This is a genomic window from Rhizobium sp. WW_1, assembly GCF_003610155.1.
In the GTDB taxonomy this organism is placed as follows: Bacteria; Pseudomonadota; Alphaproteobacteria; order Rhizobiales; family Rhizobiaceae; genus Rhizobium; species Rhizobium tropici_A.
On sequence record NZ_RAIN01000006.1, the window covers coordinates 437,661 to 459,170 of the forward strand.

The following is a 21,510-nucleotide window of genomic DNA, read 5'->3' on the forward strand; positions in this document are numbered from 1 at the left end:
AATGGCGCTAGGCTGCAGCCGCTCCTTTCCGGTTTTTGTGCTGAGAAGCCACATGGATGCGCTAGTTGGGTGGCATACCTCTTAAAAAGGGCTGCTGTGACAGGCAGGGATCGGGTAGAACTGTGCATATTCTAGGTTATGTCGTGTATGCGCTCTGACAAGCGGCGGCTTGGCATAGGTTGGGAATGAAGATTGGAGACGATACGCGTTGTTAGGTAGGGTCCTGGTTTTTCTGGGTGGGTTGCTCGTGGTGGTGCTGTTCGTGGCGCTGCTCGCTCCGCTCTTCATAGACTGGACCGATTTTCGCAAGAATTTCGAGGATCAGGCGAGCCGCATCATCGGCAAAAAGGTGACGGTTCACGGCACCGTCGATGCCCGCCTCCTGCCGTTCCCTTCGGTGACGCTGCACGATGTCCGCGTCGGTCAGGAAGCCGACGGCACGCCGCTGGTGCAGATTGCCGAATTCTCCATGGATGCGGAACTTGCGCCTTTCCTTTCCGGCGAAGCGCTGATCTTCGACATGCGGGTGTCTCAGCCGAAGGTTCGTCTGCGGCTGCTGAAAGACGGAACGCTCGACTGGATGCGCGGCAGCCAGCCGGAAATTCCCGCCAAGTCCGTGGTGCTCGAAAGCGTTCACGTCGAAGACGGCGATATCCTCTTCATCGACGAGCAGACGGGCAGGACCCGGCATGTGACTGGCTTGAACGCCCAGATGTCGGCAAGATCGCTCGCCGGCCCATGGCGCATCGAGGGCGATGCGGCGCTCGACAACGAGCATGGCAACTTCACGATTTCCAGCAGCCAGCCCGATGACAACGGCGTCTTGCGCGTCCGCACGCGGCTGATGCCGGATCGGCATCCCCTGAATGTCGACCTCGACGGCGAGTTGAAGCTCGTCAACAGCAAGCCCGACTACATGGGTTCCTTCACCGCCGGGGTCAACGACAAACAGGCGCGCGATGCCGCCGATCAGAAGGCGCAGCCACGCATCAAGGGCCGTTTCGAACTGACGAATGATCGCATTCGCATTCCCGAATACCGCCTTGAAGTCGGCGCCGATGATGACCCCTATGTCGTGACCGGCGAGGCGACGCTCGATACCGGCTCCAAGCCGGAATTCCTGCTGACCGCCGATGGACAGCAGATCGACGTCAACCGCCTCGGCAACAACAAGGGCACCAACGGCAAGACAAACCGGAATCCGGCGATCTCAGCGCGTCAGCGGCTGAACAGCCTGATTGCAATCGCTGCCGAAATCCCCGTGCCGCAGGTCCCGGGCAAGGCCACCTTCCGGCTGCCGGCGATTGTTGCGGGAGATACGACGATCCGCGACGTGCAGCTCGATCTCGAGCCGGCGGGAACGGGATGGAAGATCGATCATGCGGTCGGCACGCTGCCGGGGCGCACGCAGGCCGAGGCGCGCGGCAATCTGATGCTGCAGGGCGAGCCGAACTTCATCGGCAATCTTGTCGTCGCATCCAACCAGCCCTCCGGACTGGCATCCTGGCTGGTCGGCTCCGTCGATCCCGCGATCCGCCAGTTGCGTCAGGCCGGCTTCTCTGCCGATGTCAGTCTGCGGCATGAGGAACAGCGCTTCGACAATCTGGAGATCGCAATCGGTCCGGCGATCCTCAAGGGTAGGCTCGATCGCCAGAGCGGCACGGATAAGGCGCCGCCGAAACTTGCCGTCGACCTCAACGGCGATACGCTCGATCTCGATGCCCTCAGAGCGCTGACTGGGCTCTTTACGGGCCAGGACACCGGCGAATCTCTTTTCGATCACCGGATTAGCGCGCATCTGCAGGCCGGAAAATTCATGGCTTTCGGTGTGCCGGCCGATAATGTCGACACGTCCTTCTCGGTTGCCGACGGGGCTCTGACGCTCGACAAGCTGTCCGTGCGGAATGTCGCCGGCGCCGAAATCACCGCGACCGGCCGCGCCGACGGCTCGCCTTCCGATTACAAGGGATCGGGCGAAATTACCTTCAAGGCCGCCGATCCCGGCCCGTTCTTCGAAATGCTGCGCCAGCATCTGCCGCACCACCCCGTCATGGATCGGCTGGTGCGCAATGCCGCCTGGTACGGAAACACGGCTCTTCGCGGTGCCGTGACGCTCGGCGGCGATCAGGACAATGCGCTGACGGTCACGCTCGCCGGCGTTTCCAACGGCAGCCGTGTCAATTTCGATTACCGCATGTCCGATCTCTCGGCGTTCACGGGCAAGGGCACCACGACGCTGGAAGGAACGCTGGAAAACTCGGTGACGTCGATCCTCTTTGGTCAGGCCGGCCTTGACCCCCTGCCTGTTGAAGCCGACGCCAATGGCCGCCTGACGCTGAAGGTATCGGCAAATGGCACCGATCCGGCCGACGCCGCGCTGACCTTTGCGACCGACAAGACGTCGTTTACCGCGAACGGCAAGGTCGATGTGCGGCCCGCGACCTTCCTCAACGGCACCATAGCGCTATCGCTCGAAAGCGCCGACATCGATCCTTATTTCGTCATGAACGGCATCGGTATTCCGCAGATGGGCACTGGCTTGCCGGTCAAACTCCAGGCGAATGCCGCGTTGGACCCGGACAGAATCGTATTTTCGGGCATGAAGGGGCTGTTTGCCGACAACAATATGTCCGGCACGCTGACCATTGACCGCAAGGCGCCGGGCCTCAAGGCGTCGGGCGAATTGGCTGTCGACAAGATGGATTTCGATTGGCTGGCGGAAGGCATTTACGGGCCGATGAGAGATCCGAAAACAGGTGCTCTCAACAGGGACAAGCTCGGCCTGCCTGCGTTCAGCGGGATGGATATCGGCGTCAAGCTTTCCGCGAAGCAGGTGTGGCCGGGCATATTCGGCCCTATTTCGAACTTCACCGCCAATGCCGCCTATAAGGGCGAGGAACTGCGGCTGAACGATCTGGCGGGTGGCTGGAACGGCGGCACGCTGAACGGCAGCCTGATGCTCGCCAATTCCGATGGCACCGGCCTGATGCAGACGAAGCTCAATCTCGTCAATGGCGATCTTGCGGCTGTCGCATGGCAGCGGGATGGAGCGCCGCTTGCCACCGGTCGCTTCGGCCTTGCGATGAATGCCGAAGCAAGCGGCAAGAGCATTGCCGACCTTGCCGCCAATGCCAGCGGCTCGGGTGAAATCAAGCTCGGCGAGACGCATGTGCGCGGCCTCAATCTGTCGATCCTGCCGCCGCTGCTTTCTGCGACAGATCAGATCCAGGGGGATATCACCGTCGCCAAGGTGTTGCCGATCATGCAAACGCTGCTCAACAACGGCGAAGCGGTCCTGCCGGCAACGAGTATCCCCTTCAACATTTCTACGGGCGTGGCGCGGGCTACCAATATTACCGCTGGCAACGATCTGGCGAAGCTTTCCGGCAATGCCGAAATCAGCCTGCCGGACGAGCGTATGCGCGGATCTCTTGGCATCGATTTCAACGCCGGCACCGAAGCGCAGAGCGGGGCCGAGCCGGCGTTACGCCTTGATTTTGCCGGATCGCTGGCAGCGCCTGGCCGGACGATGGACGTCACGGACGTCACCAGTTTCCTGTCGGTTCGCGCATTCGAGCGCGAGCGGCGGCGTGTCGAGCGCCTGCAGGCCAATGTGCTTGAAAAGCAACGGCTGCGGCGCGAGGTGGCGCTCTATAAATATGTGGCGGGCGTGCGCGAGGCGCAGCGTCAGCGCGATGCCGCCATCGAGCAGCAACGGCGTGCGGAAGAGCAACGCCTGCGCGATCTAGCTCGGCAGGCGGCCGAACAAAAGCAGGCAGAAGAAGACGCACGCGCCAAGCAGGCAGCAGAGGAGGCGGCCAAAGCCAAGGCGGCGGCGGACGCACGCGCCAAGGTGGAGGCGCAACGTCCGCCGCCGCCCAACAACCCGGCCCCGCAAACGACGTCGCCTTTGAACTTCAATGAACTGCCGGGAGTCGCCCAATAAAGCGGTTCAGCTTTCACGGAATCTCTGAACCGCTCTATCTCTTTGTTATCTAGCAATTCCGGGAAACCCGCTGTGCGCTTTTCCCGAAATTGCTTTAGGCCAGGCGGCCGCGACCCGACCGGGATCGGGTAAAAGCAGCTCATCAGATCGTGGTGAACTCACACGCAATTGCTCAGTTGCGATCCTTCAGCCATTTGAGGACATAGAGGCGGAGCGCAGAGGAGAGATTGCTGCCGGCCTCGCGCCCGTCGTCGATCTCGGAGATCAGGGCTGCGAGCGAGGTGCCACGCGCATTGGCGATAGCCTTCAGTTCTGTCCAGAAGGCATCCTCAAGGGAAAAGCTCGTGCGATGGCCATGCAGCGTCGCGGAATGTTTACGGATCATCGGCGGATCGATCAAAAATCGGAAATGGTGGGATATTTCTGAAAGTGATTCAAAATGCGGAAGTAAGCAACTGATTTCTGAAGTTTTTTGTCTTGAAGGCCGAAACTAGTCTTCGGTCTTCGTGGTTTCAATTCGGCCGGCTTCGTGCGCCTTTGCCGACTTTTCGTTGAGCGTCGTCGTCAGGTTCTTCTCGGCCTTGGTTCGCCCGAAGGTGATGCGATTCTGCTCCGCCTGTTTTTCCTTGTCCGACCGGGCCTGTTTCTTGCGAAACTGGCGCAGATTGACGATTTCGGCGCTCATCGATCTCTTCCCGTTGCCGATATGAAAAAGGGGAAGCGGATGCTTCCCCCGATATTCCTATTGTTTTTTGCGGAATGCGTCGAGGGAGACGACAGATCCCGGCTTCTTTTCCTCGCCTTCCTTGGCGGCAGCGGCAGGTGCTTCCTCGCCTTCGGCTGGCACCGGATAGGCGGTGATTTCGCTCACGGCGGTCTCTTCTTCGTCATCCGCCAGCGGTACGTCGAATTCCAGCTCGAAATTGACGGAGGGGTCATAGAAACCGCGGATGGCGTTGAAGGGGACTACCAGCTTTTCCGGAACGTCGGAGAAGGAGAGGCCGATCTCGAACAGGCTCTCGGTGATCTTCAGATCCCAGAACTGATGCTGTATGACGATGGTCATCTGCTCCGGATACTTCGCCTTCAGGTGCTGCGAGATGCGCACGCCGGGAGCGCCGGTCAGAAAGGTGATGAAAAAATGATGATCACCAGGCAGGCGGCCCGTGGCGCCGACCTCGGTCAACACCTTGCGGATCACTCCACGCAGGGCGTCCTGAGCCAAAATGTCGTAGCGGATATGATCCTGCCCCATGCTTTCCTGTCTTTCGTTGGCCATGTTTTTATAAGGCTTATGCCACGCTGAACGCTGCCAGAAAAGCCCCATGGCGAGTCACTGCTGGTCGTCCATAATATAGCACTGGAGGAGAAGGTGAAGGCTTCTGTTGCCAGGTGCCTTCGAACCCCGCCTAAGAGTGCGACCCCTTAGGACTTTATTTGAAGTGTCACACCGCGATTAAGCAGCGAGACGAGCTTCCGCATAGTTGTCGTTTGCAACTACAATTTTAGCCCGATAACGGTGGTACAATGCCGAGCGAAAAGTCGATCTTTACACCCTTGTCGATCCTGTTTCGCCCCCATCAAAAGCCGGTCTGTCGCCAGCTTGGCCGGCCGGTTTTTGGTGGAGGCGCCGGGTACCGCCCCCGGGTCCAATAGGTTTATTACACCGCTCATTTATCGCCATAGCCGGCCCGAAGACCGGCATGGGTGATATAGTGTTTTCCGCGAGCGAAGGGAAGGGCAATTGTCACAAATGCTTCGCCGAAACGTCGGTTTGCCATGCATGACCTGACAGATTTGCCTGAATAACTTTCGGCGCGGTTGGTTTCGCGCCTGCTTGCCATTAGAGTCGCGCAAAAGGAATCGGCCGGGTATCCGGCGGCGGCTGACCGTCTGCGGCATCCGTATTGTCCGTGAAATTCAAGCGATGTCGGAGCGGAAGATGGCTCGTCACCCGGAGTATCAATATCTCGACCTGATGGCGCACCTGCTTGAGCACGGTGATCGCCGCATCGATCGTACAGGCGTCGGCACCTTGAGCGGCCTCGGCGCGATGATGCGCTTTGACCTTTCCAAGGGGCAGATCCCGATCTTCACGACGAAGCGCGTCTACTGGAAGCTTGCCGTCAAGGAAATGCTCTGGTTTCTGACCGGCGACACCAACATCCGCAACCTGCTGAAGGAAAATGTGCGGATCTGGACCGATTGGCCGCTCGCGAAATATCGCAAGGCGACGGGTGAGGATATCGATCAGCTTGCCTTCGAGAAGCGGGTTCTCGAGGATGAGGCCTTCGCTCTCAAATGGGGCGATCTTGGACCGGTCTACGGCAAGCAGTGGCGGCAATGGCGCGATGCCGAGGGTCGGGTGCATGACCAGCTCGCTGCTGTCATCAAGGACCTCAAGACCAATCCGAGCAGCCGCCGGATGATTTTTCACGCCTGGAATGTTGGCGAGCTTGCCGACATGGCGCTGCATCCCTGCCATATGGTCTATCAGTTCCATGTATCGAACATCTCGGCCGAGGGCGGTAAGCGACCGCGGCTCAGCCTGATGGTCTTCCAGCGCTCCTGCGATCTTTTCCTTGGTAATCCCTTCAACATCTGCCAGCAGGCGGCCTTGCTAGCCATGGTTGCGCAGCAGGTCGATATGGATCTGGGAGAGGTGGTCTGGTCGGGCGGCGACGTCCATCTCTATCTCAACCATCTGGATGCGATCCGAGAGCAGCTCAGCCGCGATCCGAAGCCGTTCCCGACCTTGCGCCTGCTGCGCCGGCCCGACAGCATCGATGACTATCGCATCGAGGATTTCGAGATTCTGGGTTATGAGCCGCATGCCGCGATCGCGGCCGAAGTCGCTGTTTAGGCGTTTCGGCCGGCGACAAGCACGGCTCCGCTGACGAGCAGCAGTGCTCCGACAAGCTGAGATAGGCTGAAGCCTGCCATCGTCTTTCCGGAGATGGCGGCATCGAACGCCAAGCCGGCCAGCAATTGGCTGGCGACGAGGACTGCGATGGTGGGAGCCGCGCCGAGACGCTGATATCCCATTATGCCTGCAAAGACGAAGAACGAGCCGAGCAGGCCCGGCAGCACCGCCCACGGCCTGATGGCGCCGGCGACTTCGGCAAGGCCGGCGAGGCCGTTGCGGGAAATCAGGATCAAAAGCAGCGCGGTCAACCCGACAGACGAGTTGATGACGAGCGTGACGATGACGGTCGACACCGATTGAGTGATCCGCACCATCAGCACGTTCTGCAGAACCAACGATATGCCGGCGAGAATGAGTGTTGCTACCGTCATCGGCATGATGTTCGTGCCTTAGGGGGTGGGCTTGCTGTCGGGATCGGTGCGCTGATCGAGAAGCAGTTGCAGGAAGGCCAGATCGAGCCACCGCCCGAATTTGGTGCCGACTTGCGGGAGGAGGCCGACCTGCTCGAAGCCGAGCTTCTCATGCAGGCGGATCGAGGCTTCATTGCCAGCTTCGATGCCCGCGACCATCGCGTGTTTGCCGATCGCCCTGGCGCGCTCGATGAGCTCTATCATCAGCGCCTTGCCTATGCCGCCGCGATATTGATCGTTGCGGACATAGACCGAGTGCTCGACCGTGTGACGATAGCCGTCGAAGGCCCGCCAGTCGCCGAACGAGGCATAGCCGATGACGTCGCCATGATCGTTGGTCGCCACCAGGACGGGATAGCCGAGCTTATGCCGGTCCTGCAGCCATTGCCGGCGATTGGCGATGTCGACCTGCGTTTCGTTCCAGATCGCGGCAGTGTTGGCGACCGCGTCATTGTAGATCGCGGTTATCCCCGCGAGATCCTCGTCTCTCGCATCGCGAATTTGCATTGGCTGGCTCCGTAGGGCTATCCACTAAATTGGATGGATATGTGTTTTGCTGCTGTATTCTGTCATACACCGATTTCCACGTCTGTCCACTATATTATTACGAAAATTCGAGAAGAAAAAAATGCCGCCAGTGGCTTGCATCTCGGTGGCTGCAGCGAAATATGCAGAATTTTCAATAGGTAGCTTATGTTTCTGAATAAGGCTGCGCCTCTCTTTCGCACTGTTGAGGCTTGTGTAGGACGATCTTTCGGAGATGCGCGGCATCGATTGTCAAACCCGCTGAAGTCCACTATAGTAAACGCATGTCTCAACTTGATGATATCGACAGGCGCATCGGCGCACGCATCCGCATCGAGCGGGAGAGCCGAGGCTGGTCGCTGACGGAGCTCGCAGAGCGCTCGACCGTTTCACGCGCGATGATCCACAAGATCGAGCGCGGCGAAAGCAGCCCGACGGCAACACTGCTCGGCAAGCTTTCCGGCGCCTTCAGCCTGAGCATGTCGACCTTGATGGCGCGTGCGGAGATGCAGCAGGGTCGTTTTCTCCGGAGGCAAGAGCAACCGATCTGGGTCGATCCGCAGACGGGCTACGAGCGGCGGCATGTCTCTCCGAAGTCGGATCTGCCGCTCGATCTCGTCCGCATCGAATTGCCCGCGGGGACGGAAGTCCCGATGCCTGCATCGGCCTACGCCTTCATGCGGCAGCTTATCTGGGTGCTGGAGGGGCGGCTGACCTTTCTTGAAGGAGATGCCAGGCACTCGATGTCGGCAGGCGACTGCCTCGAACTTGGGCCGCCGACAGATTGCGTCTTCAAGAATGAAAGCAAGGAGCCCTGCATCTATGCCGTCCTCGTGCTTCGCAACGCTTGACGAGCGGCGCTAAACTTAACGTTACCGCGTGGCATTGCGCTCGTCCGGCTGCCCGATAGGCGATATGGTGCCGTCTTCCTGTGCTGAGAAGGAGATTGGCCGTGGAGATCGCAGTCATCGGAGCCGGTGCGATGGGGGGCGCCATCGCGAGGCGTTTGGTCGAAAACGGGGCGAGGGTGGTTACCTATCTGGAGGGGCGTTCGGCTTCCACAATCGAGCGGGCGAAGGCCGCCGGCATGGAGCCCGTCGGAATGGACGTGGTTGCGGCGTCGCGTCTTGTTCTTTCTATCGTTCCGCCGGCCGAGGCAGTGGCCGTGGCCAAGCAAGTCGCAGCAGAGCTACGTCGGAGTGGCGGCAAAACGACGTTTATGGATTGCAACGCAATTTCGCCGAAGACCATGGAAGAGGTCGCGGCGATCTTCGGCGGCGACTGCGGCACGGTTCTTGACGGCTCCATTATCGGCGGTCCGCCGAAACCCGGCCAGAAGGGGCCTCAGCTTTATATAAGCGGAGACGCCGCGAACGACAGCGGTGTGCTTGGCGACCTTGGCCTTCAGGTCCGACGCATGGATGGGCCGATCGGCGCGGCCTCGGCATTGAAGATGTGTTATGCCGGCATCAATAAAGGCGTAACCGGTCTCGGCACCGCCATGCTGCTTGCCGCGATCCGTTCAGGCGCGGATGGGGCGCTGAAGCGCGAGCTTCAGGAAAGCCTGCCGAATCTCGATGCGAAATTCGTGCATGGCATTCCCGACATGTATCCGAAGGCCTATCGCTGGGTTGCGGAGATGGAGGAGATTTCGGAGTTTCTCGGCGAGGACGATCCCGCTGCCTTGATTTTCAAGGGCATGGCCGGGCTCTATCGAAAGATGGCCAGGGATCGGCAAGAGGGGGGTGTGCTGGCCGCCGAGCTCGACAAGCTCAATAGCGGCGCCTGATCCCAAGATCCATTGCGGCGCGTCCCATCCCATCTCCCGTTGCTGCGATCATGATATAAAATCATCAGGCCGACTCGCATTGACGTTGGCGACCTGGACCGAGGGAGACGCATGACACAGCCGATCAAGACCATCGTCGTTGCCGTATCGCGCAACGGCATCATCGGGCGCGAAGGCGACATGCCCTGGCGGTTGTCATCCGATCTGAAGCGTTTCAAGGCGATGACGCTTGGCAAGCCTGTGATCATGGGACGCAAGACGTTCCAATCGATCGGCAAGCCGTTGCCTGGCCGGTCCAATGTCGTCATCACCCGTGACGCCGGGTTCTCTGCGGAGGGCGTAACGGTGGCGCATTCGCTCGACGAGGCTATAGATGCTGCGACGCGGCTCGCCGAGGAAAGCCATGCCGAGGAAATCTGCATCCTCGGCGGCGGCGAAATCTATCGACAGGCGATTGGTCTGTCCGACCGCTTGCTGATAACCCACGTGGAGGCCGATGTGGAAGGTGATACCGCCTTTCCGGCGATCGATCCCGGGATCTGGCAGGCTGACGGCGAGCTTGCCGTGCCGGCAGGAGAAAAGGATACATATCCGACGCGGTTCGTCACCTATTTCAGGCGAAAAGCATAAAAGCCACCCGCAAAAATCAAATATTTTCCAATGAATCCGACGAACTTCCTGAAGTCGCGTTGAAAGCAGGTGCTTCGATACCTATAACGGGAAACAATCGCCGCCACCCACGTATTCCGTGGGTTTGGTGCGATATCGGGAGTCAACAAACAAAGAGGTTTTGATGCCTTGGAGCAATCAGAATGGCGGCGGCGGTGGCCCATGGGGCGGCGGCGGCGGCGGTGGAAATAATCAGGGACCTTGGGGCCAAGGACCGAACCGGCCGCGCGGTGGCGGCAACGGAGGGCCTCCGGATCTTGAGGATATCATTCGCCGCGGCCAGGACCGATTGAAGGGCTTCGTACCCGGCGGATTCAATGCAGGCGTCGTCCTCATCATCGTCGCGGTGATCGCCGTTTTCTGGCTGATCCAGTGCATCTACACCGTGCAGCCAGACGAACGAGGCGTGGAACTGCGCTTCGGCAAGCCGCGCGAGGAAGTCTCGATGCCCGGCCTGCACTTCCATCTCTGGCCGATGGATCGCGTCGAATTCGTCAAAGTCACCGAGCAGCAGCGCAATATCGGCGGCCGCTCGACGGCCGGTTCGACGGCCGGCCTGATGCTGACGGGCGACCAGAACATCGTCAACGTGCAGTTCTCGATCCTCTATACCGTGACCAATCCGCAATCCTATCTGTTCAATCTCGAGACCCCCGACGAGACTTTGCAGCAGGTTGCCGAAAGCGCGATGCGCGAGGTCGTCGGTCGCCGTCCGGCTCAGGACATCTATCGCGACAAGCGTCAGGAAATCGCGACCGAGGTGAGAAACATCATCCAGGACACGATTGATCGCTATGCCACCGGCATTTCCATCAATGCCGTGCCGATCGAGGATGTTTCGCCGCCGCGCGAAGTGGCCGATGCGTTCGACGAAGTGCAGCGCGCCGAGCAGAACGAAGACCAGCAGGTGGAAGAGGCCAATCAATACGCCAACCAGCAGCTCGGTCAGGCCCGTGGTCGCGCCGCACAGATCCGCGAAGAAGCGGCTGCCTACAAGGACCGCGTCGTCAAGGAAGCGCAGGGTGAGGCACAGCGCTTCATCTCGATCTACGACGAATACGTCAAGGCACCGGAAGTGACCCGCAAGCGTCTCTTCCTCGAAACCATGGAGTCCGTCATCGGCAATTCCAACAGCATCATCATCGACGACCAGCAGGGCGTCGTGCCTTACCTGCCGCTGAACGAAATCGGCAAGCAATCCACGACACAGCCGGGCAGACCCGGTGCTGCAACTCAGCCGGAGGCCAAATAATGACGTCCAGCCGTTTGCCAGCCATTCTCATCGCGCTTGCGGTGCTGCTGCTGCTCATCTACTCGTCGGTGTTCGTGGTCAATGCCAAGGAGCAGGCGATCGTCCTGCGCTTCGGCCAGATCCGCGCAGTCAAGACTGAGCCGGGCCTCTACTTCAAGCTGCCCTTCGCCTTCATGGATGCCGACCGCGTTCAGTACATTCAGCGGCAGGAACTTCGCTTCGATCTGGACAATATCCGCGTCCAGGTTTCCGGCGGCAAGTTCTATGAGGTCGACGCCTTTGTCGTCTACAAGATCACGGATGCGCGCAGGTTCCGCGAGACGGTATCGGGAGATCGCGACGCCGCGGAATCGCGCCTGAGAACCCGCCTCGATGCTGCTCTTCGTCGTGTTTACGGTCTGCGCAACTTCGAAGCCGCGCTTTCCAATGAACGCGCTTCGATGATGACCGAAGTGCGTGACGATCTGCATCGCGATGCCGAAACACTCGGTCTCAACATCGAGGACGTCCGCATCCGCCGCACCGATCTGACGCAGGAAGTCTCGCAGCAGACCTACGACCGCATGAAGGCCGAGCGTCTGGCGGAAGCCGAATTGATCCGCGCTCGCGGTAACGAAGAGGGCCAGCGCCGCCGGGCGGTCGCAGACCGTCAGGTCGTCGAAATCGTTGCTGACGCGCAGAAGGATTCGGAAGTACTGCGCGGTGAAGGCGAAGCCGAGCGAAACGGCATCTTCGCCGATGCCTCTTCCCGCGACCCGAACTTCTACGAGTTCTATCGCTCGATGGCCGCCTATAACAGGGCGTTGGCAACGGGCGGGAAGACGCTCGTGCTGCCGCCGAACAAGTCGGACTTCTTCAAGTATTTCGACAGTCCTGCGGGTAAGGCGGCTGCTTCGGGCGCTCCGGCGCTCGCCAATCCGACGCCACCTGCGAACTGAGGCGTCGATCTTAGTCACAGGGAAGGGCTGCCTCCGGGCAGCCCTTTTCTTTATGGCGGATTGCATCACTTTCGACCTGCAAGCATCGGCAGCGCGGAGCTCCGGGGATTTCGCAAAAAGGTGATTTCACGCTTCATCATTCCGCCTTATGTTGATGCTTATACAAGTTTTCCCTTTTTCGATGAGGATGCCTGATGGCTTCGACCAATCGCCTGCTTTTCAGCCGTTCGTTTGCCTTGCTTGCGAGCATCGCGCTGATTGCCGGCCCCGTTGTGGGCGTTACCGAACAGGCCTATGCGCAGACGCAAAACAGCGGCGCGGCCGCGGGCGCCCAAGCGCCGGCAACGACAAACACTCAGACGCCGCCGGCAGCATCCCCCACGATCACGACGAACCCGGCCATGAATGCCGGGCCGGCATCCGTTGCCGATCTCGCGTCCGGATTGCTCGACGCGGTCGTCAACATTTCCACATCGCAGAAGGTCAAGGACGAGGGCAACGGCCCCGCCACGCCGAAGGTGCCGGACAACTCGCCCTATCAGGACGAATTCAACGATTTCTTCAACAACAAGAAAGACGACGACAGCAATCGCAAGGTGAGCTCGCTCGGCTCCGGCTTCGTCATCGACCCCACCGGCTACATCGTCACCAACAATCACGTCATCGAAGGCGCCGACGATATCGAGGTGATCTTTCCGAATGGCACCAAGCTGAAGGCCAAGCTGATCGGAACGGATACGAAGACCGATCTTTCCGTCCTCAAGGTCGAGCCGAAGCGTCCGCTGACGGCGGTCAAATTCGGCGATTCCTCGAAGATGCGGATCGGCGACTGGGTGATGGCGATCGGCAATCCCTTCGGTCTCGGCGGCTCTGTGACCATCGGTATCGTCTCGGCGCGGGGCCGCAATATCAATGCCGGCCCCTATGACAATTTCATCCAGACGGATGCGGCGATCAACAAGGGTAATTCCGGCGGGCCACTCTTCAACATGAAGGGCGAGGTGATCGGCATCAATACGGCCATCATCTCTCCGAGTGGCGGTTCGATCGGTATCGGCTTTGCCGTGCCGTCGGAACTGGCGGAAGGTGTCGTCAATCAGCTCCGTGACTTCGGCGAGACGCGTCGCGGCTGGCTCGGCGTGCGCATTCAGCCTGTCACGGACGATGTCGCCAACAGCCTTGGCCTTTCGGAGGCCAAGGGCGCACTGGTGGCTGGTGTCATCAAGGGCGGTCCGGTCGACAACGGCTCGATCAAGGCGGGCGACGTCATCCTGAAATTCGACGGCAAGGATGTCGACGAGATGCGCGATCTGCCGCGCGTTGTCGCCGAAAGTCCTGTCGGCAAGGCGGTGGATGTCGTCATCTATCGCGACGGCAAGCAGCAGACCGTGAAGGTGACGCTCGGCCGGTTGGAAGACAGCGATCAGGCGGCGGCGGCAAGTGCTGACAAGGGTAAGAAACCACAGCTTGCACCCGGCGACAATGGCAACAGCGATGGCGTCATCAATCCCGATCAGGGAGACGACGGTGACGACGACGGCATGGATGGTCAGGATCAGGGCGGCGACCCGCAGCAATCGCCGCAGGCTCAGTCGCCGGCGCCGGCGACCTCGAATATTCTCGGCATGAAGCTCTCGACGTTGACGGCGGAAACCCGCAAGAGCTTCGGTATTGCCGACAGCGTCGATGGCGTCGTCATTACTGAGGTGACGCCCGGTTCGGCCGCCGCTGAAAAGGGGTTGAAGCCCGGCGACGTCGTCGTTGAGGTCGCGCAGGAATTCGTCCAGACTCCCAGCGCCGCGTCGGACAAGGTCGCTTCGCTGAAGCGTGAGGGACGGCGCAATGCACAGATGATGATCGCATCTCCGAATGGTGACTTGCGCTTCATCGCCGTCGCGCTGGAGTAGCGCTCAGCTCTCGATGTGTCTTGCCTGCTGCGCCCGCCATTCGGCGGCGCGCAGCCGATAGACCACATGTCGCTTCAGATGCGGATGCGTCTCGGGAATTTGCGGATGATCGAAATCACTGAACGGATGGGGCTGCATTCCGATCTTGCGCATGACTGAGAGCACGCGCCTGTTGTCATGCACGGCGATCGAAAGGATCTCCTTCAGGCTCAAGACTGTGAACGCCTGACGTATCAGGGCTGCGCCGGCTTCCGTTGCGTAGCCGTTTCCCCAATGGCGTGCCGAGAGCCGCCAGCCGATCTCCACGGCATCGCGAGGCAAGTGAGGTTCGAGCTGCACTCTGGACAGCCCCGAGAAGCCGATCGCCTCGCCGCTATGCTTCAAAACCGCGACCAGAAAATCGAAGCCGGGTTCGGGCGTGATTTTCCCGATCATGGAGAAGATGGCGTCGGCATCTTTGCGGCTGCGGCTGAAGGGAAAGAACTCAAGAACGGCGGGATCGGAACTCAGCTCGTAGAATAGCTCGCGATCCTCTTCCCGACATGGCCGCAGGATCAGCCGGGATGTTTCGATCGTCGTCATTGCCGGGCGCGCCACTCGGCTGCGGTGAGGCGATAGAGAACATGGCGCTGCAGGTCGGGGTGGGTGTCGGGAACGTTGGGGTGATCGAAATCGCCACCCTCGACGCGGTGCATGCCGATCCGCTCCATCACCGCGGTCGATCTGACATTGTTGTACACGGCGAAGGAAACGATCTGGTCCAGGCCGAGTTTGCCGAAGCCGTAAGCGAGAAGCGTGCGCGCGGCCTCGCTGACCAGCCCCTTGCCCCAGTGCCGCGCCACCAGCCGCCAACCGATCTCGACAGTTCCGATCGCGACGAAGGGTTCCAGATGATCCGTTCGTACCAGCCCGCAATAGCCGATCGCCTCGCCGCTTTCCTTCAGTTCCAGCACATAGAGGCCGATGCCGGTCTCCGTGATCATCGACTGCACACGATCGAAGAAAGCGTCCGCTTCGGCGCGATTGCGGCGAAATGGAAAGAACTCCATGACGGCTTCGTCGGAATTGATCTCGTAAGCCAGGTCGCGATCCGTTTCGCGCCAGTTGCGGATGATGAGGCGGTCGGTTTCGGTGATGATCATCTGTGGCCTCCGGTATCGGCGCTTTGCGCCGCCTACGGTTTGACGAAGTCCGTCTTGCGATAGCCCTGGATGTAGAGCAGGGCCGTGAGATCGCCGTGGTCGATGCGCATCTTCGCCTGCGCGGAGACAGTCGGCTTGGCGTGGAGCGCGACGCCGGCGCCGGCGAGCTTCAGCATGCCGAGATCGTTGGCGCCGTCGCCGACGGCCATGGCGTCATCGGTGGAAATACCGAGCGTTTCGGCGATATCGATGAGCGCATCCACCTTGGCCTGCATACCGAGGATCGGCTCCTCGACGAGGCCGGTCAGTATGTTGTTCTCTTCCAGCAGGATGTTGGCCCGGTTCTCGTCGAAGCCGAGGGTCGCACCGATGCGGCTGGTGAATACGGTGAAACCGCCGGAGACGAGGGCGGTATAATAGCCTTTAGCCTTCATGGTCGCGATCAGTTCGGGGCCGCCCGGCGTCAGCGTAATGTGCTTGGCGATGACATCGTCGACAACGGAGAGCGGCAACCCCTTCAAGAGAGCCACGCGCTCGCGCAGGGCCGGCTCGAAGGCAATCTCGCCGTTCATGGCGCGGGCGGTGATGTCGGCGACCTTCTCCTTGAGGCCGACTTCGGCGGCGAGTTCGTCGATGCATTCCTGGCCGATCATGGTGGAGTCCATATCGGCAATCAGCAGCTTTTTGCGGCGGGTTTCCGTTTCCTGGACGATGAGATCGATCGGCGCGCTGCCGATTGCCGCCAGAATATCGGCTTCCGCGGCCCGCAGATCCGTATCGTCGCGCAGCGCGATATCGCAGGCAACGCCGTCGGCCAGCCAGTAGAGCCCGGACGCCTTGACGGTATCTGCCGCCTTTTCTGCGATGGCCGGAACAAGAACGGGGTTTGACGGATTGGCAATAAGCGTGGCAACGAAGGCCATGAGCAGAAACCCTATGAGCAATATCGACGCGATCCTGATAACCGGGCCGACCGCCAGCGGCAAGTCCGCGCTGGCAGTAGAATTGGCCCGTTTGCATGATGGCGTCGTCATCAATGCCGACAGTATGCAGGTCTATGACACCCTGCGCGTGCTGACCGCACGGCCCGACGAGGCCGATATGGGCGGCGTTCCGCATCATCTTTACGGTCATGTGCCGGCAGGCCAGGTCTATTCCACCGGTATCTGGCTGCGCGAGGCCAGCACCCTGGTCGAAAGTCTGCGCGGCGAGGGCAGAATGCCTGTCTTCGTTGGCGGTACGGGCCTCTATTTCAAGGCGTTGACCGGCGGCCTTTCCGACATGCCGGAGATTCCGCCAGATATCCGCGATCGGCTTCGCGGTCGATTGCTGGCGGAGGGAGCGGAAGCGCTACATGGCGAGCTTATGGAGCGTGACAATGCCGTTGCCGAAACGCTGAAGTCTCAGGATGGACAGCGTATCGTTCGAGCCCTGGAGGTGATCGAAGCGACAGGCCAATCCATAGCCTCCTTTCAGGGGAAGACCGGGCCTGTTGTCATCGATCCCGATCGTGCGCGAAAGATCGTGGTTCTGCCCGAGCGCACCGTGCTGCACGAACGTATCAACAGCCGTTTCGAGACGATGCTGGCAATGGGCGCCGAAGATGAAGTGCGGGCTCTGCTGGCGCTGGATCTGCCCTCGGAAATGCCTGTGATGAAAGCGATCGGTGTCGCGCAGATCGCCGCGATGCTGACGGGGGAGATGACGCGCGCCGAGGTTATCGAAACCGGTTCGGCGGCGACGCGGCAATATGCCAAGCGGCAGATGACCTGGTTCCGCAATCAGATGGATGAGAGCTGGGAGCGTTTGAGCCCGTAGGTTCGGGCATCACTCCTTGTCGTAGAGACTGCTCAGGGGCTTTTTCAGAATGCTGTCTCGCAAGGACAGGCCGGATTCCCGCCGCAGGGTGGGAGCTGGTTCTCGCGTCGGCATCGGGCGTGCGCCTCCATCGTCGCTACGGAATTCGCGGCGCAATTCCGCAAGCCTGCCGTCGATCGATGTTGGCGGAACCGCTGTAGGTTGCGGCGTGGCGGTGCGCGGCAGCATGTCGGGACGATAGGGCTCTATCGATGGCGTATCCGATCCCGCTTGGGGCTGGATCGGCACTTCGTCGAGGTCATCGCCGATGTCGGTCATGGGCACGGTATTATAATTCGACTGCAGAGCGCTGATATCAGGAGCCGAAATCGACCGCATGCGGCCGATGATCGTGCGCAGATCGACCGTGTCCGGCGAGTCGTCGCTGACTTTTGCCGCGCTACCGCTGGCTTTCGGCAGCAAATGCCGTTCAACCTGAGAAAAGCGCATGCGCATCGGGACAGCGATGGCCTCGCCGAAGGCGATGGCTTCGCCGTTACCGATCGATGACAGGAAGCTCGTTGTCGAGATCGAGGAGTTCGGGATGGCCGAACGGATGATTTCCTGGTCGCGATCATTGGCGAGACGCATGGCAAAGAGCGTCGAGCACTGCGAGAGGATGGTCTGATCGAGTTCGCCGGGCCGCTGCGTGATGATGCCGAGGGATACGCCGTATTTGCGGCCTTCCTTGGCGATACGGGCGATGGCCTGCCGCGTCGGGAAGAAGCCGAGAGTCGGGTCGGCGGGAATATAACGGTGCGCTTCCTCGCAGACGACGAGCATATGGATCGCACCGTCGCTCCAGAGCGCCAGTTCGAAGGCCATTCGGCAAAGCACAGAGGCGACGGAATTGATGACTTCCGAGGGAATGCCGGCGAGCTGGAAGGTGCAGATCGGCTTGCCATCGCCCGGAATGCGGAAGATCTTGGCGATGGTCTCCATGATCGTGTCGGTGATCGTATTGTTGGAGAACATGAAGTGATAACGGGGATCGTTGATCGCCGAGGTGATGCGCATCTTCAGCGAACGCAGATGCGGCTTCTCCTGTCGGCCTTCGAGGCGGCCGATGCGCTCGTCGATCAGGGCAAGCAGATCGGCCATGCGGTACGGGACCGGCGTATCAGCCGTAACGGAGGATTTTTCCGTTTGACGGCGCATGAAGGTTGAATCGGTGCCGCGGAAGGCGCGTCTCGCTTCGGGAATGAGATCGCGCAACGCATCGAGCTCTTCCGGCACCGCGGGGCGGCCGCGAAAGACGACTTCGCTGAATTCGTCCAGTCGCATCAACCAGAAAGGCAGATCGAGCGTATCGGTGTCGATGACGACGGCGTGCTTCGGAAAGGCAGCCGCGAACTCGTTGTGTGGATCGAGGATCAGCACGCGCAATTTCGGATCAGCGCTGATCGCCTTGTGCAGCAGCAGCGAGACGGCGGTCGACTTGCCGACGCCTGTCGAGCCGACGACGGCGAAATGCTTCGACAACATCGAGGGAATATGAATAGCGGCGTCGATGCTTTCGTCCTGCGTCAGCTTGCCGATGACGCAGCTGCTGCCTTTGCCGGCATCGAAGATGCGCATGAGGTCGGCCGCGCGGATGCGATGCGCGATGGCGCCGAGATAGGGATAGGCCGATATGCCGCTCGAAAACTCCTCGCGGCCATCCGGCTCGACGCGAACTTCGCCCAGCAATTCGACTTCGATGCGAAAGAGATTGTCCTGGCCTTCGCCCCAGCCGACGCTTTGGGTGTTCATCGCATAGACGAGGGCGGCCACGCGGTTCGATCCGACGCTGATGGAAATCAGCCTGCCGACCGACCAGAGCTCGGTCAGATCCGTGCCGCCGGCTTCCGCGACGGCGGCGATCGTCGCTCGCGAGCCGTTGCACGCGACGACGCGGCCGAGGAAGCGATTTCCCGGCTTCAGTCTGTCGCGACGATCAAAATCTCCAGCTTTGCCGGACGTCTGCAGATCATTATTCAGCAAACAGCTACCCCAACCATTAGAGGTCGGAGCATAGAGATGCTGGCTTAACAAAACCCTGTCTGGCACCCATGCTTTTTATAGGGTTATAGTAGGGTCGCGATTTTTTATTGCTTCACGCGTTGACGCTTCGAAATTTTCTGTCTATCACTTCGCCCCATGAAAAACTCGATCGTTCTTATCGTGGTGGGAAGGCGCATGGGCAGGATGGTGTAACCATCCGGCGATAGCCACCCATGCGCTAGATGACAGGCTCCCTAAGGGGCCTTTTTTTATGCCCGAAATCGAGATTTCATCTTTCCAAACCTCCAGCAGACAAGCGGAACAAACGTATGACCGGCACAGATAATCAGGCGAGCGGCAATCGAATGACAGGCGCGGAGATCGTGTTGCAGGCGCTCAGGGACAATGGCGTCGAACACATCTTCGGTTATCCGGGCGGCGCTGTGCTTCCGATCTATGACGAGATCTTCCAGCAGGAGGATATCCAGCACATTCTCGTCCGCCACGAGCAGGGCGCCGGCCACGCGGCCGAAGGCTATGCCCGCTCCACCGGCAAGGTCGGCGTCATGCTGGTTACCTCCGGTCCGGGCGCGACCAATGCGGTCACGCCGCTGCAGGATGCGTTGATGGATTCGATCCCGCTTGTTTGTCTCAGCGGCCAGGTTCCGACCACGCTGATCGGTTCCGACGCCTTCCAGGAATGCGACACCGTCGGCATTACGCGGCCCTGCACCAAACACAACTGGCTGGTCAAGGATGTCAACGAGTTGGCGGCCGTCATTCATGAGGCCTTCCGCATCGCGCAGACGGGCCGTCCCGGTCCCGTCGTCGTCGATATCCCGAAGGACATCCAGTTTGCGACCGGCACCTATACGCCGCCGGAAGCGCATCATGTCCAGAAGAGCTACCAGCCGAAGATCCAGGGCGATCTCAACAAGATCACCCAGGCGATCGAGCTGATGAAGAATGCCCGACGCCCGGTCATCTATTCCGGCGGCGGCGTCGTCAATTCCGGTCCGGAAGCCTGCAAGCTGCTGCGCGAGCTGGTCGAGCTGACCGACTTCCCGATCACCTCGACACTGATGGGTCTCGGCGCCTATCCGGCATCCGGCAAGAACTGGCTCGGCATGCTCGGCATGCATGGTTCCTACGAAGCCAACATGGCGATGCATGATTGCGACGTCATGGTCTGCATCGGCGCGCGTTTCGACGACCGTATTACGGGCCGCCTGAACGCCTTCTCGCCGAATTCGAAGAAGATCCATATCGATATCGATCCGTCCTCGATCAACAAGAACGTCCGCGTCGATGTCGGCATTCTCGGCGATGTCGGCAATGTTCTGGAAGACATGGTTCGCCTGTGGCGCGCGCTGCCGCAGAAGCCTGCTGCGGAGCGTCTGGGCGACTGGTGGGCGGATGTCACGCGTTGGCGTGCACGCAATTCCTTCGCCTACAAGCCGAGCGACGACGTCATCATGCCGCAATACGCGATCCAGCGTCTTTATGAGCTGACGAAGCATCGCGATACCTACATCACGACCGAAGTCGGTCAGCATCAGATGTGGGCGGCGCAGTTCTACGGCTTCGAACAGCCGAACCGCTGGATGACCTCTGGTGGCCTCGGCACCATGGGCTACGGTCTGCCGGCGGCGCTCGGCGTGCAGATCGCGCATCCGGAAAGCCTGGTCATCGACATCGCCGGCGACGCTTCGATCCAGATGTGCATTCAGGAAATGTCGGCTGCGATCCAGCACAATGCGCCGATCAAGATCTTTATCCTCAACAACCAATACATGGGCATGGTTCGCCAGTGGCAGCAGCTGCTGCATGGCAACCGCCTGTCCAATTCCTACACGGAAGCGATGCCTGATTTCGTCAAGCTGGCGGAAGCCTATGGCGCCGTCGGCCTGCGCTGCGAAAAGCCCGGCGATCTCGATGCAATGATCCAGGAGATGATCGATGTCGACAAGCCGGTCATCTTCGATTGCCGCGTCGCCAATCTCGCCAACTGCTTCCCGATGATCCCCTCGGGCAAGGCGCACAACGAAATGCTGCTGCCTGATGAAGCGACTGACGAGGCCGTCGCCAACGCGATCGACGCCAAGGGTCGCCAGCTGGTTTGATCGATAGCCGGGGCGAGGCGGAAGCTGCGCCCCGGCCGGTCTC

The 21,510-nt window shown here is 60.3% G+C and carries 19 protein-coding genes and 1 other RNA gene; 10 read left to right on the top strand and 10 right to left on the bottom strand.

Annotation, left to right across the window (positions count from 1 at the left end):
- The first annotated feature begins 208 nt into the window (after positions 1 to 208).
- A complete protein-coding gene (locus BJ928_RS20180; RefSeq protein ID WP_047633817.1) occupies positions 209 to 3,946 on the top strand; it encodes an AsmA family protein in 3,738 nt (1,245 codons plus the stop codon).
- A 172-nt stretch (positions 3,947 to 4,118) separates the two neighbouring features.
- Here BJ928_RS20180 and BJ928_RS20185 read toward each other — a convergent pair whose 3' ends face one another.
- From BJ928_RS20185 to ssrA, 4 genes are all read right to left on the bottom strand, one after another.
- Positions 4,119 to 4,331, bottom strand: coding sequence for a ribbon-helix-helix domain-containing protein (locus BJ928_RS20185; protein ID WP_041677915.1), 213 nt, complete (start codon positions 4,329 to 4,331; stop codon positions 4,119 to 4,121).
- A 105-nt stretch (positions 4,332 to 4,436) separates the two neighbouring features.
- Complete coding sequence (locus BJ928_RS20190; protein WP_047633818.1) at positions 4,437 to 4,631, bottom strand: DUF4169 family protein; 195 nt, start codon at positions 4,629 to 4,631, stop codon at positions 4,437 to 4,439.
- 57 nt (positions 4,632 to 4,688) lie between these two features.
- A complete protein-coding gene (locus tag BJ928_RS20195; protein ID WP_047633904.1) occupies positions 4,689 to 5,201 on the bottom strand; it encodes an SspB family protein in 513 nt (170 codons plus the stop codon).
- Between the two features lie 116 nt (positions 5,202 to 5,317).
- Positions 5,318 to 5,688, bottom strand: a transfer-messenger RNA (tmRNA) gene (ssrA, locus tag BJ928_RS20200).
- A gap of 200 nt (positions 5,689 to 5,888) precedes the next feature.
- Between ssrA and BJ928_RS20205 the strand changes: the two genes are divergently transcribed.
- Positions 5,889 to 6,809, top strand: a complete 921-nt coding sequence (locus BJ928_RS20205) for a thymidylate synthase (RefSeq protein ID WP_047633905.1) — start codon at positions 5,889 to 5,891, stop codon at positions 6,807 to 6,809.
- Here the strand turns inward: BJ928_RS20205 and BJ928_RS20210 are convergent.
- Positions 6,806 to 7,243 (bottom strand): DMT family transporter, encoded by a 438-nt coding sequence (locus BJ928_RS20210; RefSeq protein WP_245432434.1) that lies wholly within the window; start codon positions 7,241 to 7,243, stop codon positions 6,806 to 6,808. The genes BJ928_RS20205 and BJ928_RS20210 overlap by 4 nt on opposite strands.
- A gap of 18 nt (positions 7,244 to 7,261) precedes the next feature.
- On the bottom strand, positions 7,262 to 7,789 hold the full coding sequence (locus BJ928_RS20215) for a GNAT family N-acetyltransferase (RefSeq protein ID WP_047633821.1): 528 nt from the start codon (positions 7,787 to 7,789) through the stop codon (positions 7,262 to 7,264).
- 302 nt (positions 7,790 to 8,091) lie between these two features.
- Here BJ928_RS20215 and BJ928_RS20220 point away from each other — a divergent pair, with 302 nt between their 5' ends.
- From BJ928_RS20220 to BJ928_RS20245, 6 genes are all read left to right on the top strand, one after another.
- On the top strand, positions 8,092 to 8,658 hold the full coding sequence (locus tag BJ928_RS20220; RefSeq protein ID WP_047633822.1) for an XRE family transcriptional regulator: 567 nt from the start codon (positions 8,092 to 8,094) through the stop codon (positions 8,656 to 8,658).
- A gap of 101 nt (positions 8,659 to 8,759) precedes the next feature.
- Entirely contained in the window at positions 8,760 to 9,596 is an 837-nt protein-coding gene (locus BJ928_RS20225; protein ID WP_047633906.1) for an NAD(P)-dependent oxidoreductase, read from the top strand.
- 111 nt (positions 9,597 to 9,707) lie between these two features.
- Positions 9,708 to 10,226 (top strand): dihydrofolate reductase, encoded by a 519-nt coding sequence (locus BJ928_RS20230; RefSeq protein ID WP_047633823.1) that lies wholly within the window; start codon positions 9,708 to 9,710, stop codon positions 10,224 to 10,226.
- A gap of 163 nt (positions 10,227 to 10,389) precedes the next feature.
- Positions 10,390 to 11,517 (top strand): FtsH protease activity modulator HflK, encoded by a 1,128-nt coding sequence (gene hflK, locus BJ928_RS20235; RefSeq protein WP_047633824.1) that lies wholly within the window; start codon positions 10,390 to 10,392, stop codon positions 11,515 to 11,517.
- Positions 11,517 to 12,455, top strand: coding sequence for a protease modulator HflC (locus BJ928_RS20240; protein ID WP_047633825.1), 939 nt, complete (start codon positions 11,517 to 11,519; stop codon positions 12,453 to 12,455). The genes hflK and BJ928_RS20240 overlap by 1 nt, the downstream gene beginning before the upstream one ends.
- A gap of 194 nt (positions 12,456 to 12,649) precedes the next feature.
- A complete protein-coding gene (locus tag BJ928_RS20245; RefSeq protein ID WP_047633826.1) occupies positions 12,650 to 14,362 on the top strand; it encodes a DegQ family serine endoprotease in 1,713 nt (570 codons plus the stop codon).
- A 3-nt stretch (positions 14,363 to 14,365) separates the two neighbouring features.
- Here BJ928_RS20245 and BJ928_RS20250 read toward each other — a convergent pair whose 3' ends face one another.
- Genes BJ928_RS20250 through serB form a run of 3 tightly spaced genes read right to left on the bottom strand, consistent with a single transcriptional unit; the run spans position 14,366 to position 16,427 of the window.
- A complete protein-coding gene (locus tag BJ928_RS20250) occupies positions 14,366 to 14,944 on the bottom strand; it encodes a GNAT family N-acetyltransferase (protein ID WP_047633827.1) in 579 nt (192 codons plus the stop codon).
- Entirely contained in the window at positions 14,941 to 15,504 is a 564-nt protein-coding gene (locus BJ928_RS20255) for a GNAT family N-acetyltransferase (protein WP_047633828.1), read from the bottom strand. Before BJ928_RS20255 ends, BJ928_RS20250 begins: the two co-directional genes overlap by 4 nt.
- Positions 15,505 to 15,536: 32 nt before the next feature.
- A complete protein-coding gene (gene serB / locus BJ928_RS20260) occupies positions 15,537 to 16,427 on the bottom strand; it encodes a phosphoserine phosphatase SerB (RefSeq protein WP_047633830.1) in 891 nt (296 codons plus the stop codon).
- On the opposite strand from serB, the gene miaA reads away from it, so the two are divergent.
- Positions 16,426 to 17,322: a tRNA (adenosine(37)-N6)-dimethylallyltransferase MiaA gene (gene miaA, locus BJ928_RS20265; protein ID WP_047633831.1), complete on the top strand. Its 897-nt coding sequence runs from the start codon at positions 16,426 to 16,428 to the stop codon at positions 17,320 to 17,322. The genes serB and miaA overlap by 2 nt on opposite strands.
- A 9-nt stretch (positions 17,323 to 17,331) precedes the next feature.
- Here miaA and BJ928_RS20270 read toward each other — a convergent pair whose 3' ends face one another.
- The gene (locus tag BJ928_RS20270) at positions 17,332 to 19,344 is read right to left on the bottom strand and encodes an ATP-binding protein (RefSeq protein ID WP_047633832.1); all 2,013 of its coding nucleotides are present in this window, start codon (positions 19,342 to 19,344) and stop codon (positions 17,332 to 17,334) included.
- Positions 19,345 to 19,673: 329 nt separating this feature from the next.
- Between BJ928_RS20270 and BJ928_RS20275 the strand changes: the two genes are divergently transcribed.
- A complete protein-coding gene (locus tag BJ928_RS20275) occupies positions 19,674 to 21,467 on the top strand; it encodes an acetolactate synthase 3 large subunit (RefSeq protein WP_047633833.1) in 1,794 nt (597 codons plus the stop codon).
- Positions 21,468 to 21,510: the final 43 nt, after the last annotated feature.

Coding starts and splice junctions, on each gene's coding strand:
- BJ928_RS20230 (WP_047633823.1), top strand. CDS start 9,708: ATGACACAGCCGATCAAGACCATCGTCGTTGCCGTATCGCGCAACGGC.
- serB (WP_047633830.1), bottom strand. CDS start 16,427: ATGGCCTTCGTTGCCACGCTTATTGCCAATCCGTCAAACCCCGTTCTT.
- BJ928_RS20275 (WP_047633833.1), top strand. CDS start 19,674: ATGACCGGCACAGATAATCAGGCGAGCGGCAATCGAATGACAGGCGCG.
- BJ928_RS20185 (WP_041677915.1), bottom strand. CDS start 4,331: ATGATCCGTAAACATTCCGCGACGCTGCATGGCCATCGCACGAGCTTT.
- BJ928_RS20250 (WP_047633827.1), bottom strand. CDS start 14,944: ATGACGACGATCGAAACATCCCGGCTGATCCTGCGGCCATGTCGGGAA.
- BJ928_RS20205 (WP_047633905.1), top strand. CDS start 5,889: ATGGCTCGTCACCCGGAGTATCAATATCTCGACCTGATGGCGCACCTG.
- BJ928_RS20245 (WP_047633826.1), top strand. CDS start 12,650: ATGGCTTCGACCAATCGCCTGCTTTTCAGCCGTTCGTTTGCCTTGCTT.
- miaA (WP_047633831.1), top strand. CDS start 16,426: ATGAGCAGAAACCCTATGAGCAATATCGACGCGATCCTGATAACCGGG.
- BJ928_RS20215 (WP_047633821.1), bottom strand. CDS start 7,789: ATGCAAATTCGCGATGCGAGAGACGAGGATCTCGCGGGGATAACCGCG.
- hflK (WP_047633824.1), top strand. CDS start 10,390: ATGCCTTGGAGCAATCAGAATGGCGGCGGCGGTGGCCCATGGGGCGGC.
- BJ928_RS20255 (WP_047633828.1), bottom strand. CDS start 15,504: ATGATCATCACCGAAACCGACCGCCTCATCATCCGCAACTGGCGCGAA.
- BJ928_RS20220 (WP_047633822.1), top strand. CDS start 8,092: ATGTCTCAACTTGATGATATCGACAGGCGCATCGGCGCACGCATCCGC.
- BJ928_RS20190 (WP_047633818.1), bottom strand. CDS start 4,631: ATGAGCGCCGAAATCGTCAATCTGCGCCAGTTTCGCAAGAAACAGGCC.
- BJ928_RS20210 (WP_245432434.1), bottom strand. CDS start 7,243: ATGACGGTAGCAACACTCATTCTCGCCGGCATATCGTTGGTTCTGCAG.
- BJ928_RS20240 (WP_047633825.1), top strand. CDS start 11,517: ATGACGTCCAGCCGTTTGCCAGCCATTCTCATCGCGCTTGCGGTGCTG.
- BJ928_RS20195 (WP_047633904.1), bottom strand. CDS start 5,201: ATGGGGCAGGATCATATCCGCTACGACATTTTGGCTCAGGACGCCCTG.